The organism is Streptomyces acidicola, from assembly GCF_009377235.1.
Taxonomy (GTDB): domain Bacteria; phylum Actinomycetota; class Actinomycetes; order Streptomycetales; family Streptomycetaceae; genus Streptomyces; species Streptomyces acidicola.
This window is the reverse complement of record NZ_VMNX01000047.1, coordinates 1-18059: the sequence shown is the minus strand read 5'-3', so window position 1 is coordinate 18059 and position 18059 is coordinate 1. Positions and strand designations below refer to the sequence as shown.

The 18059-nt window shown below is 71.0% G+C and carries 12 protein-coding genes, 2 pseudogenes and 1 riboswitch; of the genes and pseudogenes, 11 read left to right on the top strand and 3 right to left on the bottom strand.

Annotation, left to right across the window (positions count from 1 at the left end):
* Positions 1-50 precede the first annotated feature (50 nt).
* The 8 genes and pseudogenes from glgX to FPZ41_RS50560 form a co-directional block, all read left to right on the top strand.
* The gene (gene glgX, locus FPZ41_RS15350; RefSeq protein WP_322620263.1) at positions 51-2327 is read left to right on the top strand and encodes a glycogen debranching protein GlgX; all 2277 of its coding nucleotides are present in this window, start codon (positions 51-53) and stop codon (positions 2325-2327) included.
* A gap of 151 nt (positions 2328-2478) precedes the next feature.
* Positions 2479-4314, top strand: coding sequence for an ABC transporter ATP-binding protein (locus FPZ41_RS15345; protein ID WP_152862961.1), 1836 nt, complete (start codon positions 2479-2481; stop codon positions 4312-4314).
* Entirely contained in the window at positions 4311-6173 is a 1863-nt protein-coding gene (locus FPZ41_RS15340) for an ABC transporter ATP-binding protein (protein ID WP_152862959.1), read from the top strand. The genes FPZ41_RS15345 and FPZ41_RS15340 overlap by 4 nt, the downstream gene beginning before the upstream one ends.
* Before the next feature lie 44 nt (positions 6174-6217).
* Positions 6218-7945 (top strand): ABC transporter transmembrane domain-containing protein, encoded by a 1728-nt coding sequence (locus tag FPZ41_RS15335; protein ID WP_152862957.1) that lies wholly within the window; start codon positions 6218-6220, stop codon positions 7943-7945.
* Positions 7942-9696 carry an ABC transporter ATP-binding protein gene (locus tag FPZ41_RS15330; RefSeq protein WP_322620262.1) on the top strand — a complete coding sequence of 585 codons (1755 nt, stop codon included), beginning with the start codon at positions 7942-7944 and terminating at the stop codon, positions 9694-9696. Before FPZ41_RS15335 ends, FPZ41_RS15330 begins: the two co-directional genes overlap by 4 nt.
* Positions 9659-10116, top strand: a pseudogene (locus FPZ41_RS15325) (proprotein convertase P-domain-containing protein); the annotation flags it as partial. The gene FPZ41_RS15330 and the pseudogene FPZ41_RS15325, both read left to right, overlap by 38 nt.
* Positions 10117-10187: 71 nt before the next feature.
* The gene (locus tag FPZ41_RS15320) at positions 10188-10691 is read left to right on the top strand and encodes a GNAT family N-acetyltransferase (protein WP_152862955.1); all 504 of its coding nucleotides are present in this window, start codon (positions 10188-10190) and stop codon (positions 10689-10691) included.
* A 271-nt stretch (positions 10692-10962) separates the two neighbouring features.
* A pseudogene (locus FPZ41_RS50560) lies at positions 10963-11082 on the top strand (transposase); the annotation flags it as partial.
* 337 nt (positions 11083-11419) lie between these two features.
* On the opposite strand, the gene FPZ41_RS15305 reads toward FPZ41_RS50560, so the two are convergent.
* Together FPZ41_RS15305 and FPZ41_RS48265 are read right to left on the bottom strand one after the other, a co-directional pair.
* Entirely contained in the window at positions 11420-13171 is a 1752-nt protein-coding gene (locus FPZ41_RS15305; protein WP_228022749.1) for a zinc ribbon domain-containing protein, read from the bottom strand.
* Positions 13113-13430: a hypothetical protein gene (locus FPZ41_RS48265; protein ID WP_228022748.1), complete on the bottom strand. Its 318-nt coding sequence runs from the start codon at positions 13428-13430 to the stop codon at positions 13113-13115. The genes FPZ41_RS15305 and FPZ41_RS48265 overlap by 59 nt, the downstream gene beginning before the upstream one ends.
* Before the next feature lie 517 nt (positions 13431-13947).
* On the opposite strand from FPZ41_RS48265, the gene FPZ41_RS15300 reads away from it, so the two are divergent.
* The gene (locus FPZ41_RS15300) at positions 13948-15594 is read left to right on the top strand and encodes a M4 family metallopeptidase (RefSeq protein ID WP_322620261.1); all 1647 of its coding nucleotides are present in this window, start codon (positions 13948-13950) and stop codon (positions 15592-15594) included.
* Positions 15595-15669: 75 nt separating this feature from the next.
* The gene (locus FPZ41_RS15295; protein ID WP_152862951.1) at positions 15670-16215 is read left to right on the top strand and encodes a DUF1990 family protein; all 546 of its coding nucleotides are present in this window, start codon (positions 15670-15672) and stop codon (positions 16213-16215) included.
* Positions 16216-16283: 68 nt separating this feature from the next.
* Here FPZ41_RS15295 and FPZ41_RS15290 read toward each other — a convergent pair whose 3' ends face one another.
* Positions 16284-17489 carry a cytochrome P450 family protein gene (locus FPZ41_RS15290; protein ID WP_152862949.1) on the bottom strand — a complete coding sequence of 402 codons (1206 nt, stop codon included), beginning with the start codon at positions 17487-17489 and terminating at the stop codon, positions 16284-16286.
* A 137-nt stretch (positions 17490-17626) separates the two neighbouring features.
* Positions 17627-17688: riboswitch (guanidine-III (ykkC-III) riboswitch) on the top strand.
* Positions 17689-17697: 9 nt separating this feature from the next.
* Here FPZ41_RS15290 and FPZ41_RS15285 point away from each other — a divergent pair.
* Positions 17698-18012, top strand: a complete 315-nt coding sequence (locus FPZ41_RS15285) for a DMT family transporter (RefSeq protein WP_152862947.1) — start codon at positions 17698-17700, stop codon at positions 18010-18012.
* Positions 18013-18059 lie beyond the last annotated feature (47 nt).

The window sequence follows — 18059 nt, the reverse complement described above, 5'->3', positions numbered from 1 at the left end:
CTTGCACTGTGCCCGCCCGGTCGTTCCGCCGAGCCGCAGGAGGCCGTGAGGTGGCGAGCGCACCCGAGCAGGAGGCAGTCCAGGAGGGACGCGGACCGTCCGCGCGCCCGGCCGCCGTGCTGAACGGCAGGCGGCGGCGCACGGTGGACGACACCGCGCAGACGCCCGTGTGGCCGGGGGCTCCCATGCCGCTCGGGGCGCGGTTCCGGGTGGGGCCGGACGGAGTGGCTGGGACCAACTTCGCGCTGTGGTCGGGCGGAGCAGAGGCGGTGGAGCTGTGTCTGTTCTCCGCCGAGGGCGTGGAGACGCGCGTCCCGCTCACCGAACTGACGCACGAGATCTGGCACGGCTTCGTGCCGGGCGTGCTGCCCGGCCAGCGGTACGGCTACCGGGTGCACGGCCGCTGGGACCCCTGGACCGGCGCCCGCTGGAACCCGGCGAAGCTGCTCCTCGACCCGTACGCCCGCGCCGTGGACGCGGGCGCGGGGAACGACTACGGCAGGCTGCCGCCCGAGGTGTACGGGCACGTCCGTGACTGGCCGCAGCAGCAGGTCGCGGACACCGTGCGCGACGACCGGGACTCGGCGCCGTACGTGCCGAAGGGAGTCGTCGTCCACGACGACGCGCCCGACGACGAATGGGTCGACGACCGCCGCCCGAAGACTCCGTGGGCGGACTCGGTGATCTACGAGCTGCACGTGCGCGGCTTCACGAAGCTGCACCCGGGAATCCCCGAGGACCTGCGCGGCACGTACGCCGGGCTGGCGCACCCGGCGGCGATCGAGCACCTGGTGAAACTGGGCGTGACGGCCGTCGAGCTGCTGCCCGTCCACCAGTTCGCCCACGAGGACCATCTGCTGCGGCGGAACCTGCGCAACTACTGGGGCTACAACTCGATCGGCTACTTCGCGCCGCACGCGTCGTACGCGGCGTCCGGCACGACCGGCCAGCAGGTGGGCGAGTTCAAGCGGATGGTGCGGGCGCTGCACGCGGCGGGCATCGAGGTGATCCTCGACGTGGTCTACAACCACACCGCGGAGGCGTCCGAGCTGGGCCCGATGCTGTCGCTGCGCGGGATCGACAACCGCGGCTACTACCGGCTGCAGCACGACGCCCGCCGGTACGCGGACTACACCGGCTGCGGCAACACCCTGCACGTGGTCCAGCCGCACGTCCTGAGGCTCATCACGGACTCGCTGCGCTACTGGGTGACGGAGATGGGGGTGGACGGCTTCCGCTTCGACCTGGCCGCGGCCCTGGCGCGCTCGATGCACGACGTCGACATGCTGTCGCCGTTCCTCGCGGTCATCGCCCAGGACCCGGTGCTGCGGCGCGTGAAGCTGATCGCGGAGCCGTGGGACGTGGGGGCGGGCGGCTACCAGGTGGGCGCGTTCCCGCCCCTGTGGACGGAGTGGAACGACCGGTACCGCAATGCCGTACGGGACTTCTGGCGCGACGCCCTGCCCGACGTACGGGACCTGGGGTACCGCCTGTCGGGGTCGAGCGACCTGTACGCGTGGGGCGGCCGGCGCCCCTACGCGTCGGTCAACTTCGTCACCGCGCACGACGGGTTCACGCTGCGCGACCTGGTGTCGTACGAGCGCAAGCACAACGAGGCGAACGGCGAGGGGAACCGGGACGGCACCGACGACAACCGCTCGTGGAACTGCGGCACGGAGGGCGAGACGGACGACGAGCGCGTCCGCGCCCTGCGCCGCCGCCAGTTGCGCAACCTGCTGACCACCCTGCTGCTGTCGACGGGCGTGCCCATGCTGGTCGCGGGCGACGAGCTGGGGCGGACGCAGGGCGGCAACAACAACGCGTACTGCCAGGACAACGAGACCAGCTGGCTGGACTGGGGGCTGCTTCAGGAGTCCGGCTGGAAGGCGCTGTTCGACCTGACGTCCCGGCTGATCGCGCTGCGCCACGAGCACCCGGTGCTGCGCAGGCGGGCGTTCTTCTCCGGGCGCGCGCACTCGGCGGACGGGCTGCGGGACCTGGCGTGGTTCACGAGCCGGGGCACCGAGATGACGGAACAGGACTGGTACGCGCCCGCCGCCACCCTCGGCATGTACCTCTCCGGCCGGGACATCCCGGGACGTGACGCGCGTGGTGTGCCGGTGGTCGACGAGAGCTTCCTGGCCGTGCTGCACGCGGCGGACCGCCCGGTGTCCTTCGTCCTGCCGGGTCCGCCGTGGGCCGAGCGGTACGAGGTGCTCGTCGACACCTCCCGCGAGGACCAGGAGGGTCCGCCGGGGGTGGAGCACCGGGCGGGGACGGAGATCACGGTGCCGGCACGGGCGGTGTTGTTGCTGCGGGTTCTCTGAGAGCCGGGATGGTCGGATGGCGCTGTGGGCACCCCGGTTCGAGAGGTCGAACACGAGTGCCTCGAACATACGGGTCGTAGGGCGGGGGACCGAATCCGCTCCGGCCAAAACTCGGTGGGCAGTGTCAGTGCCGGTCCGTACGCTCCGAGTGATGCCCACACAACCCGCACCCGCCAAGGACCCCTCGGACCGGTCCACCGTCCGTACTCTCCTGCGTCTGTGGCCGTATGTACGGCCCGTCCGCGCCCGGCTGTTCAGCGCCGCCGCGGTCGCGATCCTCGCCTCGTGCGTGGGCCTGGTGATCCCGCTCGTCCTGAAGTGGATGGTGGACGGCCCGATCGCCGACCGCGACCCGGCGGGCGTGTGGCTGGGGGCGCTGTACCTGCTGCTGCTCGGGCTCGCCGAGGCGGGGCTGTTCGGGTTGCGGAGGTGGCTGGTGGCGCGGCCGCTGGCGGGCGTCGAGGCGGGGATGCGGGCGGATCTGTACGGGCATCTGCAGCGGCTGCCGGTCGCCTTCCACGACCGGTGGGCCTCGGGACAGCTGCTGTCCCGGGGGACGACGGACCTGATGCTGCTCCGTCTGTTCCTCGCCTTTCCGCTGACGTTCCTGCTGGTCAACGGGGTGACGATCCTGGTCGGCCTGATCATCATGCTGATGCAGAACTGGACGCTCGGGCTGCTGATCCTGGGTCCGGCCATCCCCGTCATCGTCACCTGCTCCGTCTTCGAGAAGCGGTACGCCACCGTGGCACGGCTCGCCCAGGACCAGGTGGGCGATCTGACGACGGTCGTCGAGGAGAGCGTCCTCGGGATCAGGATCATCAAGGGGTTCGGGCGGCACCGCAGCCAGGCACGGGCCTTCCGTGATCTGGCCCTGACCCTGCGCGGGACCGAGCTGCGCAAGGCACGGCTGCTCTCGGCCATCTGGGCCGTGATCATCACCCTGCCCGAACTGGCCATCGGCGCGGCGCTGGTGCTCGGCACGATCCAGGTCGCGGACGGTGAGCTGTCGGCGGGCACGCTGGTCGCCTTCCTGTCCACCGCGCTCGCCCTGCGCTGGCCGATCGACTCGATCGGCTTCCTGCTGGCGCTGACGCAGGAGGCCGCCACGGCCACGGAACGGTACTTCGAGGTCATGGACGCGGAGCCGGAGTCGGAGACCACGGGGGGCGCCGCCGCGGGTGCGGGCGGGGCGGCGGACACGAACGCCGGGCTCCGCTTCCACGACGTCCGATTCCGTTATCCCGACGCCGACGAGGACTCCCCTCCCGTCCTCGACCTCATCGACCTCCACATCCGCCCCGGCGAGTCCATGGCCCTGGTCGGGGCGACCGGGAGCGGCAAGACGACGCTCACGGCCCTGGTCCCCCGTCTGCACGAGGTGACATCGGGGCGGATCACGCTGGACGGGCGGGACATCACCGCGATGCCCCGGCAGACGCTGCGTGAACTCGTCGCCGTCGCCTTCGAGGAACCCACCCTCTTCTCGGCGAGCGTCGGGGAGAACGTGCTGATGGGAGCCGACGACAGCGCGGGCAGGAGTGAACTGGACCGGGCACTCGCCGTCGCCCAGGCCGACTTCACGCACTCGCTGCCCCAGGGCACGGACACCCAGGTCGGCGAGCAGGGCCTGAGCCTGTCCGGGGGCCAGCGGCAGCGGCTCGCACTGGCGCGGGCGGTCGTGGGCCGCCCGCGCTTCCTCGTGCTGGACGACCCGCTGTCCGCCCTGGACGTCCACACGGAGGCCGCGGTCGAGGCGGCCCTGCGCCAGGTACTCGACCGGACCACGGCGCTGATCGTGGCGCACCGCCCGTCCACGGTGCTCCTCGCCGACCGCGTCGCCCTGCTCTCCGGGGGCCGCATCGCCGCCGTGGGCACCCACCACGAACTGCTGCGCACGAACGCCGAGTACGCCTGGCTGATGTCGGGCGCGGACACCCCGCACACCTCTCAGACCGCCGACGGCCGCGAGGAGGCCCACCGATGACGGCGCCCACGACGCCCGCGCCGACCACCACCGACGACGACCCGGACCTCCCCGAACGGGACACCGCCGGCGACCCGTTCGACCACGACGCGCTGCCCACACCGCCCGGCGCCACAGCCACGCTCCTGCGCTCCCTGCTGGCCCCGATGAAGGCCCGCGTCGCCCTCACCACGTTCCTGCTGCTGCTCCAGCAGGCGGCCGTGCAGGCGGGCCCGCTGCTCGTCGCGTACGCCATCGACAGCGCCGTACCCGCGTTCCGCCGCGCCGACCACGGTCCGCTGATCGCGGTGGCGGTGGCCTATCTGCTGTGCGCCGTGGCCTCCGGCGGGCTCCAGTACGCCTTCTTCGGCGTCGCCGCCCGCGTCAACCAGGATGTGCTGCTCGACCTGCGCGGCCGTATCTTCCGGCACGCCCAGGCGCTGAGCATCGACTTCCACGAGCGCTACACCTCGGGCCGGCTGATCTCCCGGTCCACGACGGACGTCGAGTCGCTGCGCGAGCTGCTGGACGAGGGCCTGCAGGAGCTCGTCACCGTCATCCTGTCCTTCGTCTACATCTCGGCGATGCTGCTCTGGCTGGACCTCTCTCTGGGTGCGGTCGCGGTGGCGTCGTTCGTCCCGCTGTACGCCCTGGTACGGATGTACCGGCGGCGCGCCGCCCGGGTGTACAAGCTGCGCTCCACCGCGATCGCCGCCGTCATCGTGAAGTTCGTCGAGACGATGAACGGCATCCGCCCGGTGCGCGCGTTCCGCCGCGAGAGCGCCAACGACGCCGAGTTCCAGGTGCTCAACCGGCGTCACGAGCACACCAACGGCGACGCGATGCTGGAGATGGCCCGCTATGTGGTCGGCTCGCGCATCGTCGCCAACATCGCGGTCGCGGGCATCGTGCTGTGGGGCGCGTACCGGGTGGCCGACGGCACGCTGGCCCTCGGTGTGCTGGCGGCCGCGGTGCTGTATCTGCGCCGGCTGTACGACCCGATAGACCGGCTCGGCATGTTCCTGAACTCCTACCAGTCGGCGGCGGCCTCGCTGGAGAAGATCGCGGGCCTGCTGGCCCAGACGCCCTCGGTGCCGGAGCCGTCGACACCCAAGGAACTGCCCGCTCTTCAGTCCGCGTACCCGGGCCGCGAGGTCGTCTTCGACGGGGTGCGCTTCGCCTACCGCACCGGCGGCGAGGTACTCCCCCGCTTCGACCTCACCCTCCCGGCCGGGCAGACGGTCGCCGTCGTCGGCTCGACCGGCGCCGGAAAGTCCACGCTGGCCAAGCTGCTGGCCCGCTTCTACGACCCCTCCGACGGCCGAGTCCTCCTCGACGGCGTCGACCTGCGCGACCTCGCCGTGCCCGAACTGCGGCGCGGCGTCGTCATGGTCACCCAGGAGGCGTTCCTGTTCTCCGGCACGGTCGCCGAGAACATCGCCATCGGCCGCCCCGACGCCACACGCGCCGACATCGAGCGGGCCGCGAAGGCGATCGGCGCCCACGACTTCATCAGCACCCTGCCGGACGGGTACGACACGGACGTACGCAAGCGGGGCGGCCGGATCTCCGCCGGGCAGCGCCAACTGGTCGCGTTCGCCCGGGCGTTGCTCGCCGACCCGGCGGTGCTGATCCTCGACGAGGCGACCAGCTCACTGGACGTGCCCGGCGAGCGGGCCGTCCAGCGCGCCATGTCGACCGTGCTCAAGGGCCGCACGGCCGTCGTGATCGCCCACCGGCTGTCGACCGTCGAGATCGCCGACCGGGTGCTCGTCATGGAGCACGGCCGGATCGTCGAGGACGGCGCACCGGCCGAACTCGTCGCGGACACGGGCCGGTTCGCGGATCTGCATCGCGCCTGGCGGGAGAGCCTCGCCTAGGCCCTGTCGGACCGGAGATCGTTCGGGAGAAGAGGGGGTGGCGGATGGTCGACGCGTACGGGGATCCGGGGGTGCCCGGCTGTCGCAGTGGTGGTGGGTATCTGTGGTGGCTGGTCACCCGTCAGTGGAGGAGATCCCTCGCCGGTGCGGTACTCGCCAGCGTCTGGATGGGGCTGCTGGCGCTGTCGCCGTATCTGCTCTCCCGCGCGATCGACGACGGTCTGGAGCCCTCGGACGGGGCCGCGCTGGCCGGCTGGACCACCGCTCTGCTGGCCGCCGGGACGCTCAACGCCTTTCTGGGACTCCTGCGGCATCGCACCATGACCCAGCTCCGGATGGACGGCAACTTCCGTACGGTCAAGGTCGTGGTCGACCAGGCGACCCGGCTCGGGGCCGCGCTGTCTGCGCGGACCGGCGCCGGGGAGGTCGTCACGATCGGCGTCGGCGACGTCCAGACGATCGCCTTCTCCCTGACCGCCGTCGGGCCCGGTGTCGCCGCGATCATCGTGTACGGCATCGTGGCCGCGCTGCTGCTGTCGGTCTCGCTGCAACTCGCCGTGGTGGTGCTGCTCGGGGTGCCCCTGATCGCCGTACTCGTGGGGCCTCTGATGGGCCGGCTGCAAGGGGCCGAGACCGAGTACCGCGAGCGGCAGGGCGTGCTGACCGCCCGGATCGGCGACCTCGCGGGCGGTCTGCGGGTCCTCAACGGCCTCGGCGGCAAAGGGCTGTTCGCCGACGCGTTCCGGCGTGACTCGGGGGCCCTGCGGGCGCAGGGGTACCGCGTCGGGTCGGTGACGAGCTGGATGCAGGCCCTCGGCCTCGGACTGCCGACGCTGTTCCTCGCCGTGGTGACCTGGCTGGCCGCCCGTCTGGCGGCCCAAGGGGAGATCTCCATCGGTGAGTTGGTGGCGGTGTACGGCTATGTCGCGGTCCTGGTGGTACCGGTGGCCTTCTTCGTCGAGTGCGGTTACCAACTCAGCCGGGGCGTGGTGGCCGCGCGGCGCGTCGTACGGTTCCTGGCCCTGGAGCCCGTCGCCAGTGGCCCCGACGCGCTGGACGCGCCGTCGTCCGAGGCGGTGCTGTGCGATCCCGAGTCCGGTGTGCGCGTGGTGCCGGGGCAGCTGACCGCGCTGGTCGGCGCCCGGCCCGGCGACCTGGCCACCGTGGTCGACCGCCTCGGCCGGTACGCCGAGTCGGCGGCCACCTGGGGCGTTACGCGCCTCGACGGGATCGACCTGGCGCAGGTGCGCGAGCGGATCCTGGTCGCGGACAACGAGGCCGACCTGTTCGCCGGGACGCTGCGCGACCTGGTCTCCGGCCGCCGGGAGCACGGGGCCGGCGACGACGACATCGCCCGCGCCGTGCGCGCGGCCGTGGCCGACGACATCGTGCGGGGTCTGCCGGACGGTCTCGACTCGGCCGTCGACGCACAGGGCCGCAATCTCTCCGGCGGCCAACGGCAGCGCGTACGCCTGGCCCGGGCTCTGCTCGCGGATCCCGAGGTGCTGCTCGCGGTCGAACCCACCTCGGCGCTCGACGCCCACACCGAGGCCACCGTCGCCGCCCGGCTGCGCGCCGCCCGCGCGGGCCGTACGACCGTCGTCACCACCACCTCTCCGCTGCTGCTGAACCAGGTGGACACCGTGTGCTTCCTGGTCGACGGCAAGGTCACCGCCACCGGATCCCATGACCGGCTCCTCGTCGAGGAGCCGGAATACCGTGCGCTGGTGGCCCGGGACACGGAAGCGGGCATCGAGGAGGGCTCCCGGTGAGCGCGCAGCTTCCCGTCGCCGAACCCGCCGAGGTGCGCCGCGCCGCGTTCCGGCTGGTCCGGGCCGACCGGCGAGCCTTCGTCGTCGTGCTCGGCCTCAACTCGGCGGCCGCCGGGGTGGGGCTGGTCGGGCCCTGGCTGCTCGGGCGGATCATCGACGAAGTCCGGGCCGGGAGCGGTGTGGACGTCGTGGACCGGATGGCGCTCGCCATCGTGGTGTGCGCGGTGGCGCAACTCCTGCTGGCCCGATGGGCCCGGTACATGGGACATCGCTTCGGGGAGCGGACCCTGGCGCGCATCCGCGAGACGTTCGTCGAACGCGCGCTGGCTCTGCCCGCCTCGGTGGTGGAGCGGGCCGGGACGGGCGATCTGACCGCGCGCGGCACCGCCGATGTCACCACCGTGGGCACCACCCTGCGTGACGCCGGCCCGGAACTGCTGATCACCTCGGTCCAGGCGCTGTTCATCCTGAGCGCGGTCTTCGTACTCGACCCACTGCTCGGCGCCTGCGGAAGTCTCGGTCTGGTCGGCATCTGGTTCGCCCTGCGCTGGTATCTGCGCCGGGCGCGTACCGCCTATCTCGCCGAGGGCGCGGCCACGTCGGAGGTCGCCGAGATCGTCGCGGCCACCGCGTCCGGCGCCCGCACGGTCGAGGCGTTCGGGCTGCAGCGGCGCCGGATCACCGCGAGCCGGGAGGCGCTCGAGACGTCCCGCCGCGCACGGATGCGGACCCTGTTCCTGCGCAATGTGTTCTTCCCTGCCGTGGAGATCTCGTACGAGATCCCGGTGGTCGCCGTGCTGCTGGTGGGCGGCGCGCTGCACGCGGGGGGCGGGATGAGCCTGGGCACGGTGGTCACCGCGGCGTTGTATCTGCGGCAGCTGAGCGAGCCGCTGGACCTGCTTCTGCAGCGGGTCGAGCAACTCCAGTCCAGCAGCGCCTCGTTCGCCCGTGTGGAGGGCCTGGCCCGGGCCCCACGGACGGGTTCCGACCGCTCTCCGGCTCCGGCGGGCGACCGTATCGACGTGACCGGTGTGCGTTACGCGTACGACCGTGGCGGCGAGGTGCTGCACGGGGTCGACCTCACGGTGAAACCCGGCGAGCGACTGGCGGTCGTCGGGCCCTCCGGTGCCGGGAAGTCCACGCTGTGCCGGCTGCTCGCGGGCATCGACGCGCCGCGTTCCGGATCAGTGACGGTGGGCGGGGTGCCCATCGCCGCGCTGGACCCCGAGCAGCTGCGGCGGCAGGTCGTGCTGGTCACCCAGGAGCACCATGTGTTCCTGGGCACCGTCCGGGACAACCTGCTCATCGCCGAACCGGGCGCCACCGACGGCGAGTTGTGGGCGGCGCTGGCCGCGGTGGGCGCCGCTGACTGGGCGGGCGAGCTGCCGGCCGGCCTGGACACCGAGCTGGGCTCCGACGGCCACCGGACGGACGGCTCTCAGGCACAGCAACTGGCCCTGGCGCGCGTGGTCCTGGCCGATCCGCACACGGTGATCCTCGACGAGGCGACCGCGCTTCTGGACCCGACGACGGCACGGCACACGGAGCGCGCGCTGGCCGCCGTACTCGAAGGGCGCACGGTGATCGCCATCGCCCACCGTCTGCACACGGCGCACGACGCGGACCGGGTGGCCGTGATGGAGGACGGCCGCCTGACCGAACTGGGCTCGCACGACGAGCTGGTGGCGGCGGACGGCGCGTACGCGGCGCTGTGGCGGTCGTGGCACGGGGACAAGCCGTCACCGGGCTGACGGCTGGCGGCTGTATGGCACGACGAGCGCCGAGTACACGGCCGTGCAGAACGCGTGGGCGGCCGTTAACGTGGGCGCGTGGCCCGGCGGTGGCAGCGGCGGCGGTACGACATTCGAGAACAGGACCGCCGCATCAATTCCGGACAACGGCGGCGCGGTCACCTCGTCGATCACCGTCTCCGGCCGCACCGGCAACGCGCCCTCGAACCTCGCGGTCGCGGTGGACATCACGCACATCTGGCGCGGTGACCTCGTCATCGATCGGGTGGCCCCGGACGGCAAGGCATACCGACTGAAGAACGTTCCCACTCCTCCGACTCGACGGACGACGTGAATGAGAAGCCGTTGCCATACCGATCATGGAGTCTGTCGATCGAACGGGAGTCTCGATCGGGTGATCGCGGGCCCTGCCCGGCATGAGAGCAGGACCTGGCGGTATACGGGGAAAATCCAGGGGAGCGGACGGCCGCGCGCTGCTACGGTCGGGCGCCATGAGCTGGCTTCCCGATGACTTCGTCCACCCCGTCCTGGTACCGCTGCCGGGCGGTGGCCATCACCTGCGGCCGATCCGGGAGGCGGACACCCCGCTCGACTATCCGGCTGTGATGGGTTCGCGCGAGCGGCTGTGGGCCATCTTCGGCCCGGCCTGGGGCTGGCCCGCGGCCACCATGACCTACGAGGCCGACCAGGCCGACCTGTTGCGGCACGAGAAGGAGATCGCCGCACACCAGTCCTTCAACTACGCGCTGTTCGACGCGGCGGAGACAGCTCTGCTCGGCTGTGTCTACATCGACCCACCGGAGAGGGCCGGCGCGGACGGCGAGATCTCCTGGTGGGTGGTGGACGAGCTGGTGGGCAGCAAGGTCGAGCAGGCCCTCGACGCGCTGGTGCCGCAGTGGATCGCCGCCGACTGGCCGTTCGAGCAGCCGCGCTTCCTCGGCCGCGAGATCTCCTGGTCGGACTGGCTCGCCCTGCCGGAGCATCCCGACACGTAAGTGGTTGTTGCCCGTACCGATCTCGAAGGCTGTCGATCGAACGGGAGTCTCGATCGGGTGACTGCGGCGGTTTCCGCGCGTGAAAGCAGGCCCTCCAGGTAGCTCGGGGGTGCGATCCCATTCCGAGTGGTTCCCGGTGGCTCTGTTGTCTTTGTTGTACGTGCCCGAGCATGTTGACCTCAACTCGCCCACCGTGTCGTGCGATTGCCTCGCGCACGTGTACGGCAACGCGGCCGACCATCCGGACCGGGTGCGCCGGTATCCGTCGGACATGACGGACGCGGAGTGGGCGGCCGTCCGGCCGTTGCTGCCGGTGCCGGCCTGGTTCCAGGGGCGGGGTGGACGGCCCGAGGGCTACTGCCACCGGCAGCTGTTCGACGCGATCAGCTGGACCGGCGGGTGAACCTCAGCCAACCAGGCGACTTCCTCCCGTAGCCCTTCCACCCGCACACGGGCCGCTGTCTCCCGCCCCTCCAGCATTCCCAGCACCGACGCCATCGCGCACCCCTCGCTCACGGAGCGGAAACGAGACGCCGGATGTCTCTCTCATTCCGAGCTACACCATGCCTGACCAGCAGAAATCAACGGATCACGTTCGGTTGAGATACGGCTTCTGAGGCCAACTCGGTCAACGCATCATTCGACGTCCCCCAGCGGACCTGGCAGTTGAGGATCCAGGACACGGCGGCCCAGGACATCGGGCGGATCAACGGCTGGAGCGTCTCTGATCAGCTAAGCGAACCTATGCGAACCGTAGGGTCCGGTGTGAGTTCTGCCCACCTGGGCGGGGAAGCATGAGCGTGCAGATGGAATCCCGCGCCCAGTGCTGCTCCTCGTGGCCGATGTCGGCTGGATGGGGGTCCTCCCGGACGAAGTCCGGGGGAGGGGGTGCTGATCGTCGTCACGTCCTGGTGCCGGTGGGCTGCACGGGGCAGTGTCCTCCGGCCCGGTGGTGCGTGTCCCTCCGGACGCTTGCCCGCCGGACCCGAGGGGCCGGTGGGGGAGGGTGCCCCGCGTCGCCTGGGCGCGGGGCGTGTGGTTCGGCGCCGGGTGGGGCCGGTCTTGGACCGGTCGGCCCGGCTGGTCTCGGTGGTCGCGGTGATGACCGCTGCGGTTTCGAGTGTGTCCACCACCGTGCGGATCACCATCTGCCCGGTGGCCCGGTCGGTGATGGTCTTGGCCTGATGCGTGAGGCCGCGTGCGGCGATGCGCTGCCAGGCGCCGTGGTCGCGGTCGCCCTGCCAGCCGCATCTGGCGCGGTCCGGGCAGATTGCCCATTTCCAGCCCGCTACGGTAGGCCGGTCGGGGGCTTTGCGGTGCCGCAGGGGGGTGAGGCACTGGGGGCAGTGCCTGGCGGTGTTGCGGGGCGGGACGGTGACGACGGCGATCCCGGCCTCGGCGGCCAGATGCCGGATGCGGTCGGCGATCTGCCCGCGCACGGTCTGGGACATGCGGGTGTTGTGGGTGCGCCCCATGCCGCCTGCTTCCATCGACCGCAGGTCTTCCAGGTAGATCACCGTGGCGTGGGCGGCGATGGCCTGGTCCACCGTCCAGCGGGCGGCAGCCCAGGCCAGGGCATCGTTGAGGTGCGACCTGCGGTCGGACACGAAGCGGATTTCGTCGCGCAGCACCTCGTGCTTGCCGGACAGCTCGTGCCGCTGGTCACCTGCGATGAGCTGCTCGATGTGGTTGACCTTGGCGTGCAGGTGTTCCGACAGGCGCCGCAGGCGGTGCTGCCTGGCCAGGACACCGGCGGCCCGGAACTGGGCGCCGTGTCCGAGCGCGGTGATGTGCCCGTCGTCGTGCAGCCGGGTTGCACCTGCACTGAGAAGGGTGTTCAGGCCCCAGTCCACGCCGAGGCCGACCGTGTGGCCAGTACGGGACGCCTTGGGGACGACGTGGGTGTAGGCCAGGTCGGCGCGCACCTTCCCGCCCGCGAGGCGCAGGGTGGGCAGGTGCAGCACCGCACCGGCCGGGACCGTGGGCGGCAGCGTGACGGGGCAGGCCACCCATGTCCAGTCCCGGTAGGAGCGCGGGTCGGGCCGACTGGGAAGCTGCAGGCGCAGCAGCGCGCGTTGCGGGTCGCCCTCACCGCGTTCGATGGTGGCCTGCTGGCCGTCACACGCCGACAGCAGCAGCATCCGCGCGGCCCGGGGCGGAGCCTCCAACTCGAACACATCAGCCGGCAGACGGCCGTTCTTCGCGGCGAAGGCGGTGATCTGCCGTGTGCGGGAGCGGATCACACCCGAGGGGAGACACCGGCCGCCCAGGGCCGCCTCCCGCACCTGGTCCCACTCCTTGGGCGTGCGCTTGCCCGGATCACGCGGCCACGTCTCAAGGACAGCGGACGTCAGCCCGGCCCTCCAGCCGGCCGAGCGCAGAGCGCGCCCGGCCTGCTCCTGGGCCATGCGCACGATCCGGTCATTGACCGTCACGCCCCCGGCCGGACCGGCCGTCCAGCCCAGTCGGCGCAGCGCCATCCACGCGTTCGACGGCAGCTTCCGGCCCGCCCGCGTCCTCACCCGAGGAGAGTACGGCCACATCCGCGGCGTTCCAGTGCTCGGCCAGCAGTTCGCCAGCCATGCCGGACACCGGATCAGCGACCCAGCCGACCCGCTGTGCCAGCACCACGGCGGACAGCACCTCGCCCGTCCTCTCCACCACGCCCGCACGCAGCAGCCCGCGGGCACAGGCGGTCCGGGCCGTCTCACCCTCGCCGAGCGGCAGCTTCCGGCTCACCGCTCCCCCCTTCCCCGCCCGTGGTGCTGTCATCCGATCAACGACACTCCCGCGAAAAGGTCACGCATTCGAACAACGCACTCAGATACGACACCGACACCGGTACCGGACACACGGCATGAGACCGACGGACGACACATCACTACGGATCCCAAAGGAAACACATGAGCCTGACGTTCCCGTAGGCCGCCGTCCGGACTCCCCAGGACTTCCCAGGACTTCCTGAGAGACGGCTGAGAGACAGGGGGCGCCGTCGCTGTGGGCCAACCCCCTGGGCAGCGCCCTCTTTTGCGCTTCACAGGACTCGCCTTGGTTGCCTCTTTACCGAGGTCAGGGTCGGTTCACGCAGCCGCAACATTCATCGGGCCGTCACTTTTCAGCCAACATCACATCGAGGTCCTGACATGTACGCGCCCCTGGTGCAGTCTTCCATCAACCACCGCACCAGCACGGCAACTTCACAACTGTGCCGGGCAGTCACCCCATTCCGCCCGGCTCCCCCACACAAGGAGCTCGTGTGACCCCCTCGTACGCGCGTCACAAGCGCACCGCTCTGGCCATCGCGACCGCCGTTGCCGCCGGAGCACTGCTCACCACCGGTCTGACCACCGGTGCCTCCGCCCAGACGGAGCCCTCCGGCACGACCAAGGCCGCCGCCGTCCCGGTCTCCCTGACGCCGGCCGCGCGCACCGCCCTGATCAAGAAGGCCGACGCCGCCGCGAGCGAGACCGCCGGCGAACTGGGCCTGGGCGCCAAGGAGGAGCTCGTCGTCCGCGACGTCATCAAGAACTCCGACGGCACGACCGCCATACGCTACGAGCGCACCTACGCCGGGCTCCCCGTCCTCGGCGGCGACCTGGTCGTCCGCCAGTCGGAGTCCGGCGAGACCGCGGGCGTCACCAAGGCCACGAAGGCCACCATCAAGGTCGCCGACCTCACGGCGGACGTCACCAAGGCCGCGGCCGAGAAGCAGGCCCTGAAGGCCGCCAAGGCGGAGGGCTCCACCGAGTCCGTGGCCGACAAGGCCCCGCGCAAGGTGGTGTGGGCCGCGAGCGGCAAGCCGGTCCTCGCCTACGAGACGGTCGTCGGCGGTTTCCAGGAGGACGGCACCCCGCAGGAACTGCACGTCATCACCGACGCGACCACCGGCGCGAAGCTGTACGAGTGGGAGGCCGTCCAGACCGGCACGGGCAACAGCCAGTACAGCGGCAGAGTCACGATCGGCACGTCGCTCTCGGGCTCGACGTACCAGCTCAACGACACGACACGCGGCAGCCACAAGACGTACAACCTCAACCGTGGCTCCTCCGGCACCGGCACCCTCTTCACCGACGCCGACGACACCTGGGGCACGGGCGCCGCCTCCGACGCCCAGACCGCGGGCGTGGACGCGCACTTCGGCGCCCAGGTGACCTGGGACTTCTACAAGAACGTCCTGGGCCGCAACGGCATCAGGAACAACGGCGTCGCCGCCTACTCCCGCGTCCACTACGGCAACAGCTACGTCAACGCCTTCTGGCAGGACTCCTGCTTCTGCATGACGTACGGCGACGGCGCGGGCAACGCCAAGCCGCTCACCTCGATCGACGTGGCGGGCCACGAGATGAGCCACGGCGTCACGTCGAACACGGCGGGCCTCAACTACAGCGGCGAGTCCGGCGGCCTGAACGAGGCGACCTCCGACATCTTCGGTACGGCCGTGGAGTTCTACGCGGCGAACTCCTCCGACGTCGGCGACTACCTCATCGGCGAGAAGATCGATATCAACGGCAACGGCACACCGCTGCGCTACATGGACAAGCCGAGCAAGGACGGCGCATCCCGCGACTCCTGGTCCTCGACCATCGGCTCCATCGACGTCCACTACTCCTCGGGGCCGGCGAACCACTTCTTCTACCTCCTCTCCGAGGGCAGCGGCAGCAAGACGATCAACGGCGTCACCTACAACTCGTCCACCTCGAACGGCTCCACGGTCACCGGCATCGGCCGCGACAAGGCGGTCAAGATCTGGTACAAGGCGCTGACCGAGTACATGACGTCGACCACCAACTACAAGGGCGCCCGCACGGCGACCCTGAACGCGGCGGCGGCGCTGTACGGCTCCGGCAGCACGGAGTACAACACGGTGAACGCGGCCTGGGCCGGGGTGAACGTCACCGCGTGACCCTCGCGTAGCCGAGTGTCCCGGGCGGTACCCGAAGGGAATGACGCTTCGGGTATCGCCCTAGGCTGTGGCCCCATGCCCCCCAAGGACGGCCTCCCCCAGAACCACTCCCCCGACAGTCCCTTCACCTACGCGGACGTGGGCGCGACCCGCTCCGGTCACTGCCCACCCGGCTTCAGGCCGCTGGACGTCAGAACCCGCATCGGCGAGGGCACCGACGTCTTCGACCGGGCCGCCCGTCTGCTGTTCACCTGGGAGCTGCACCGGGCGGTCGGCGTGGGCATCACCACCGACGCCCCCGAGGCCGCACCCGGCGTCGATGTCACGGTCACCCTGGGAGGAGTCATCACCGCCCCCTGCCGCGTGGTCTGGACTCTGGACGAACCCCGCCGCAGGGGCTGGGCCTACGGCACCCTCCCCGGCCACCCCGAGTGCGGCGAGGAGGCCTTCGTCCTCGACCGCACGGGCGACGGCACGGTCTGGCTGACCATCACCGCGTTCAGCCGCCCGGCGAAGTGGTACACGCGTGCCGGCGGGGCGGCCACCCGCGGCCTGCAGCACGCGTACGCACGTCGCTGCGGGGCAGTGCTGCGGAAACTGTGCGAGGACCTCGACGACTGACCCCGGAACGGGGCCCGGCGATCGGCCGTACCGGCTCCTTCACCAGCGCACCCGCAGCTCCCGCTCCCTTACCAGCGCACCGGCAGTTCCCGCACGCCCCTGATCAGCAGCCCCGGCACCCAGGGCAGCACGGCCTCGTCGGCGTCCGGCGCGAGGTCGGGGCAGCGCTCCAGCAGGGTGCGGATCGCGATGCGGCCCTCCAGCCGCGCCAGCGGCGCGCCCAGACAGTGGTGCAGGCCGTGGCCGAAGGCCATGTGGCCGCGGGCGTCCCGGCGGATGTCGAACCGGTCCGGCTCCTTGAAGCGCTCGGGGTCACGGTCGGCGTCCGCCATGGCGATCAGGACGGTGGCGCCCGCGGGGATGGTCACACCACCCATCACCACGTCTTCCAGCGCCAGCCGTTCCGTGCAGTTCTCCACCGGCCCGTCGTAGCGCAGCATCTCCTCGATCGCCCCGTCGAGCAGCCCGAAGTCCGCACGCAGATCGGCGAGTTGATCGGAGTGTGCGAACAGCGCCCGCACCCCGTTGCCGATCAGATTGACCGTCGTCTCGTGACCGGCGACGAGCAGCAGGCTGGACATGCCGATGAGCTCGTCCTGCGAGAGCCGGTCGCCCTCCTCGTCGGCGGTGTGGATCAGCGCACTGAGCAGATCGTCGCCGGCGTTCGCCCGCTTGGCCTCGATCAGCTCGACGAGATACCCCGTCATCGCCTGGTAGGCCGGCCCCTCCCGCTCCGGACTCGTCCGCGCGACGATCTCGTTGGACCAGCCGCGGAAGGCGTCCCGGTCCAGCTCGGGCACGCCGAGGAGTTCACAGATGACGGTCATGGGCAGGGGGAAGGCGAACGAGTCGATCAGATCGGCCCGCCGCTCCGGTGCCGCCAGCATCGCGTCCAGCAACTCGTCGGTGATCTCCTGGACGCGCGGGGCGAGTGTGTCGACACGACGCGGGGTGAACTCCCGGGCCACCAGCCGGCGCAGCCGGGTGTGGTCCGGCGGGTCCGACATCAGCATGTGCATGAGGGCGGGCGTGCTCTCCCCGGTGTTCTTGATCTGTTTGATGTCCGCGGCCCCCAGCCAGTCCCGGCTGAGCCGCGGATCGGTGAACGCGGCCCGGCACGCCTCATGGCCGACGACGAGCCACACCTCCTCCCCGTTGGGGGCGAGCACACGGTGAACCGGCCCTTCCGCACGGAGCCGGGCGTAGACGGGATAAGGGTCGCGGGTGAATGCCGTACCGAGTTTCTGCAGGTCGACGGCGGGTTGGGTGACCATGCTGTTTTCCCCCTGTCCAAAGGTCGAACAGCACGTTAACCGGCATCAGCGGCTGATCAGGGTCGGTTTTCGGTCGGCTGTGCGCCTGCCACCGAGGCTGCTGTGCCGAGGCTCCGGGCGATGTGCGATCGTGGGTGGCAGAGCCCGACAGGCTCCTGGACGAGGTGCGCCGTACCCAGTCATGACAAGACGACGCGAGGAGTCTGTCATGGCGTGGATCATTCTGGTGGTGTCCGGAGCACTGGAAGCAGTGTGGGCGACCGCACTGGGCAAATCGGAGGGTTTCACCCGCCCCGTGCCGAGCGTCGTTTTCGTGCTCGGGCTGGTGCTGAGCATGGCGGGTCTGGCCTTCGCGCTCCGGACGGTGCCCGTGGGCACGGGCTACGCGGTCTGGGTCGGCATCGGGGCGGTGCTCACCGCGACGTACGCCATGCTCTTCGACGGTGAATCCGCGGGCTTGCTGAAACTGCTCCTGCTGGCCGGCATCGTCGGCTGCGTGGCCGGCCTGAAGCTGACGCACTGAGACCTCCCCGCGCCCGCCCGCTTCCGCCCCTCACCTCACCGCATCAG

Bases quoted from the DNA above. Each gene is read 5' to 3' on its own strand.
- FPZ41_RS15345 (WP_152862961.1), top strand. From the start codon at position 2,479: ATGCCCACACAACCCGCACCCGCCAAGGACCCCTCGGACCGGTCCACC.
- FPZ41_RS15340 (WP_152862959.1), top strand. From the start codon at position 4,311: ATGACGGCGCCCACGACGCCCGCGCCGACCACCACCGACGACGACCCG.
- FPZ41_RS15335 (WP_152862957.1), top strand. From the start codon at position 6,218: ATGGTCGACGCGTACGGGGATCCGGGGGTGCCCGGCTGTCGCAGTGGT.
- FPZ41_RS15320 (WP_152862955.1), top strand. From the start codon at position 10,188: ATGAGCTGGCTTCCCGATGACTTCGTCCACCCCGTCCTGGTACCGCTG.
- FPZ41_RS15305 (WP_228022749.1), bottom strand. From the start codon at position 13,171: ATGGCGCTGCGCCGACTGGGCTGGACGGCCGGTCCGGCCGGGGGCGTG.
- FPZ41_RS15295 (WP_152862951.1), top strand. From the start codon at position 15,670: ATGCCCCCCAAGGACGGCCTCCCCCAGAACCACTCCCCCGACAGTCCC.
- FPZ41_RS15290 (WP_152862949.1), bottom strand. From the start codon at position 17,489: ATGGTCACCCAACCCGCCGTCGACCTGCAGAAACTCGGTACGGCATTC.
- FPZ41_RS15285 (WP_152862947.1), top strand. From the start codon at position 17,698: ATGGCGTGGATCATTCTGGTGGTGTCCGGAGCACTGGAAGCAGTGTGG.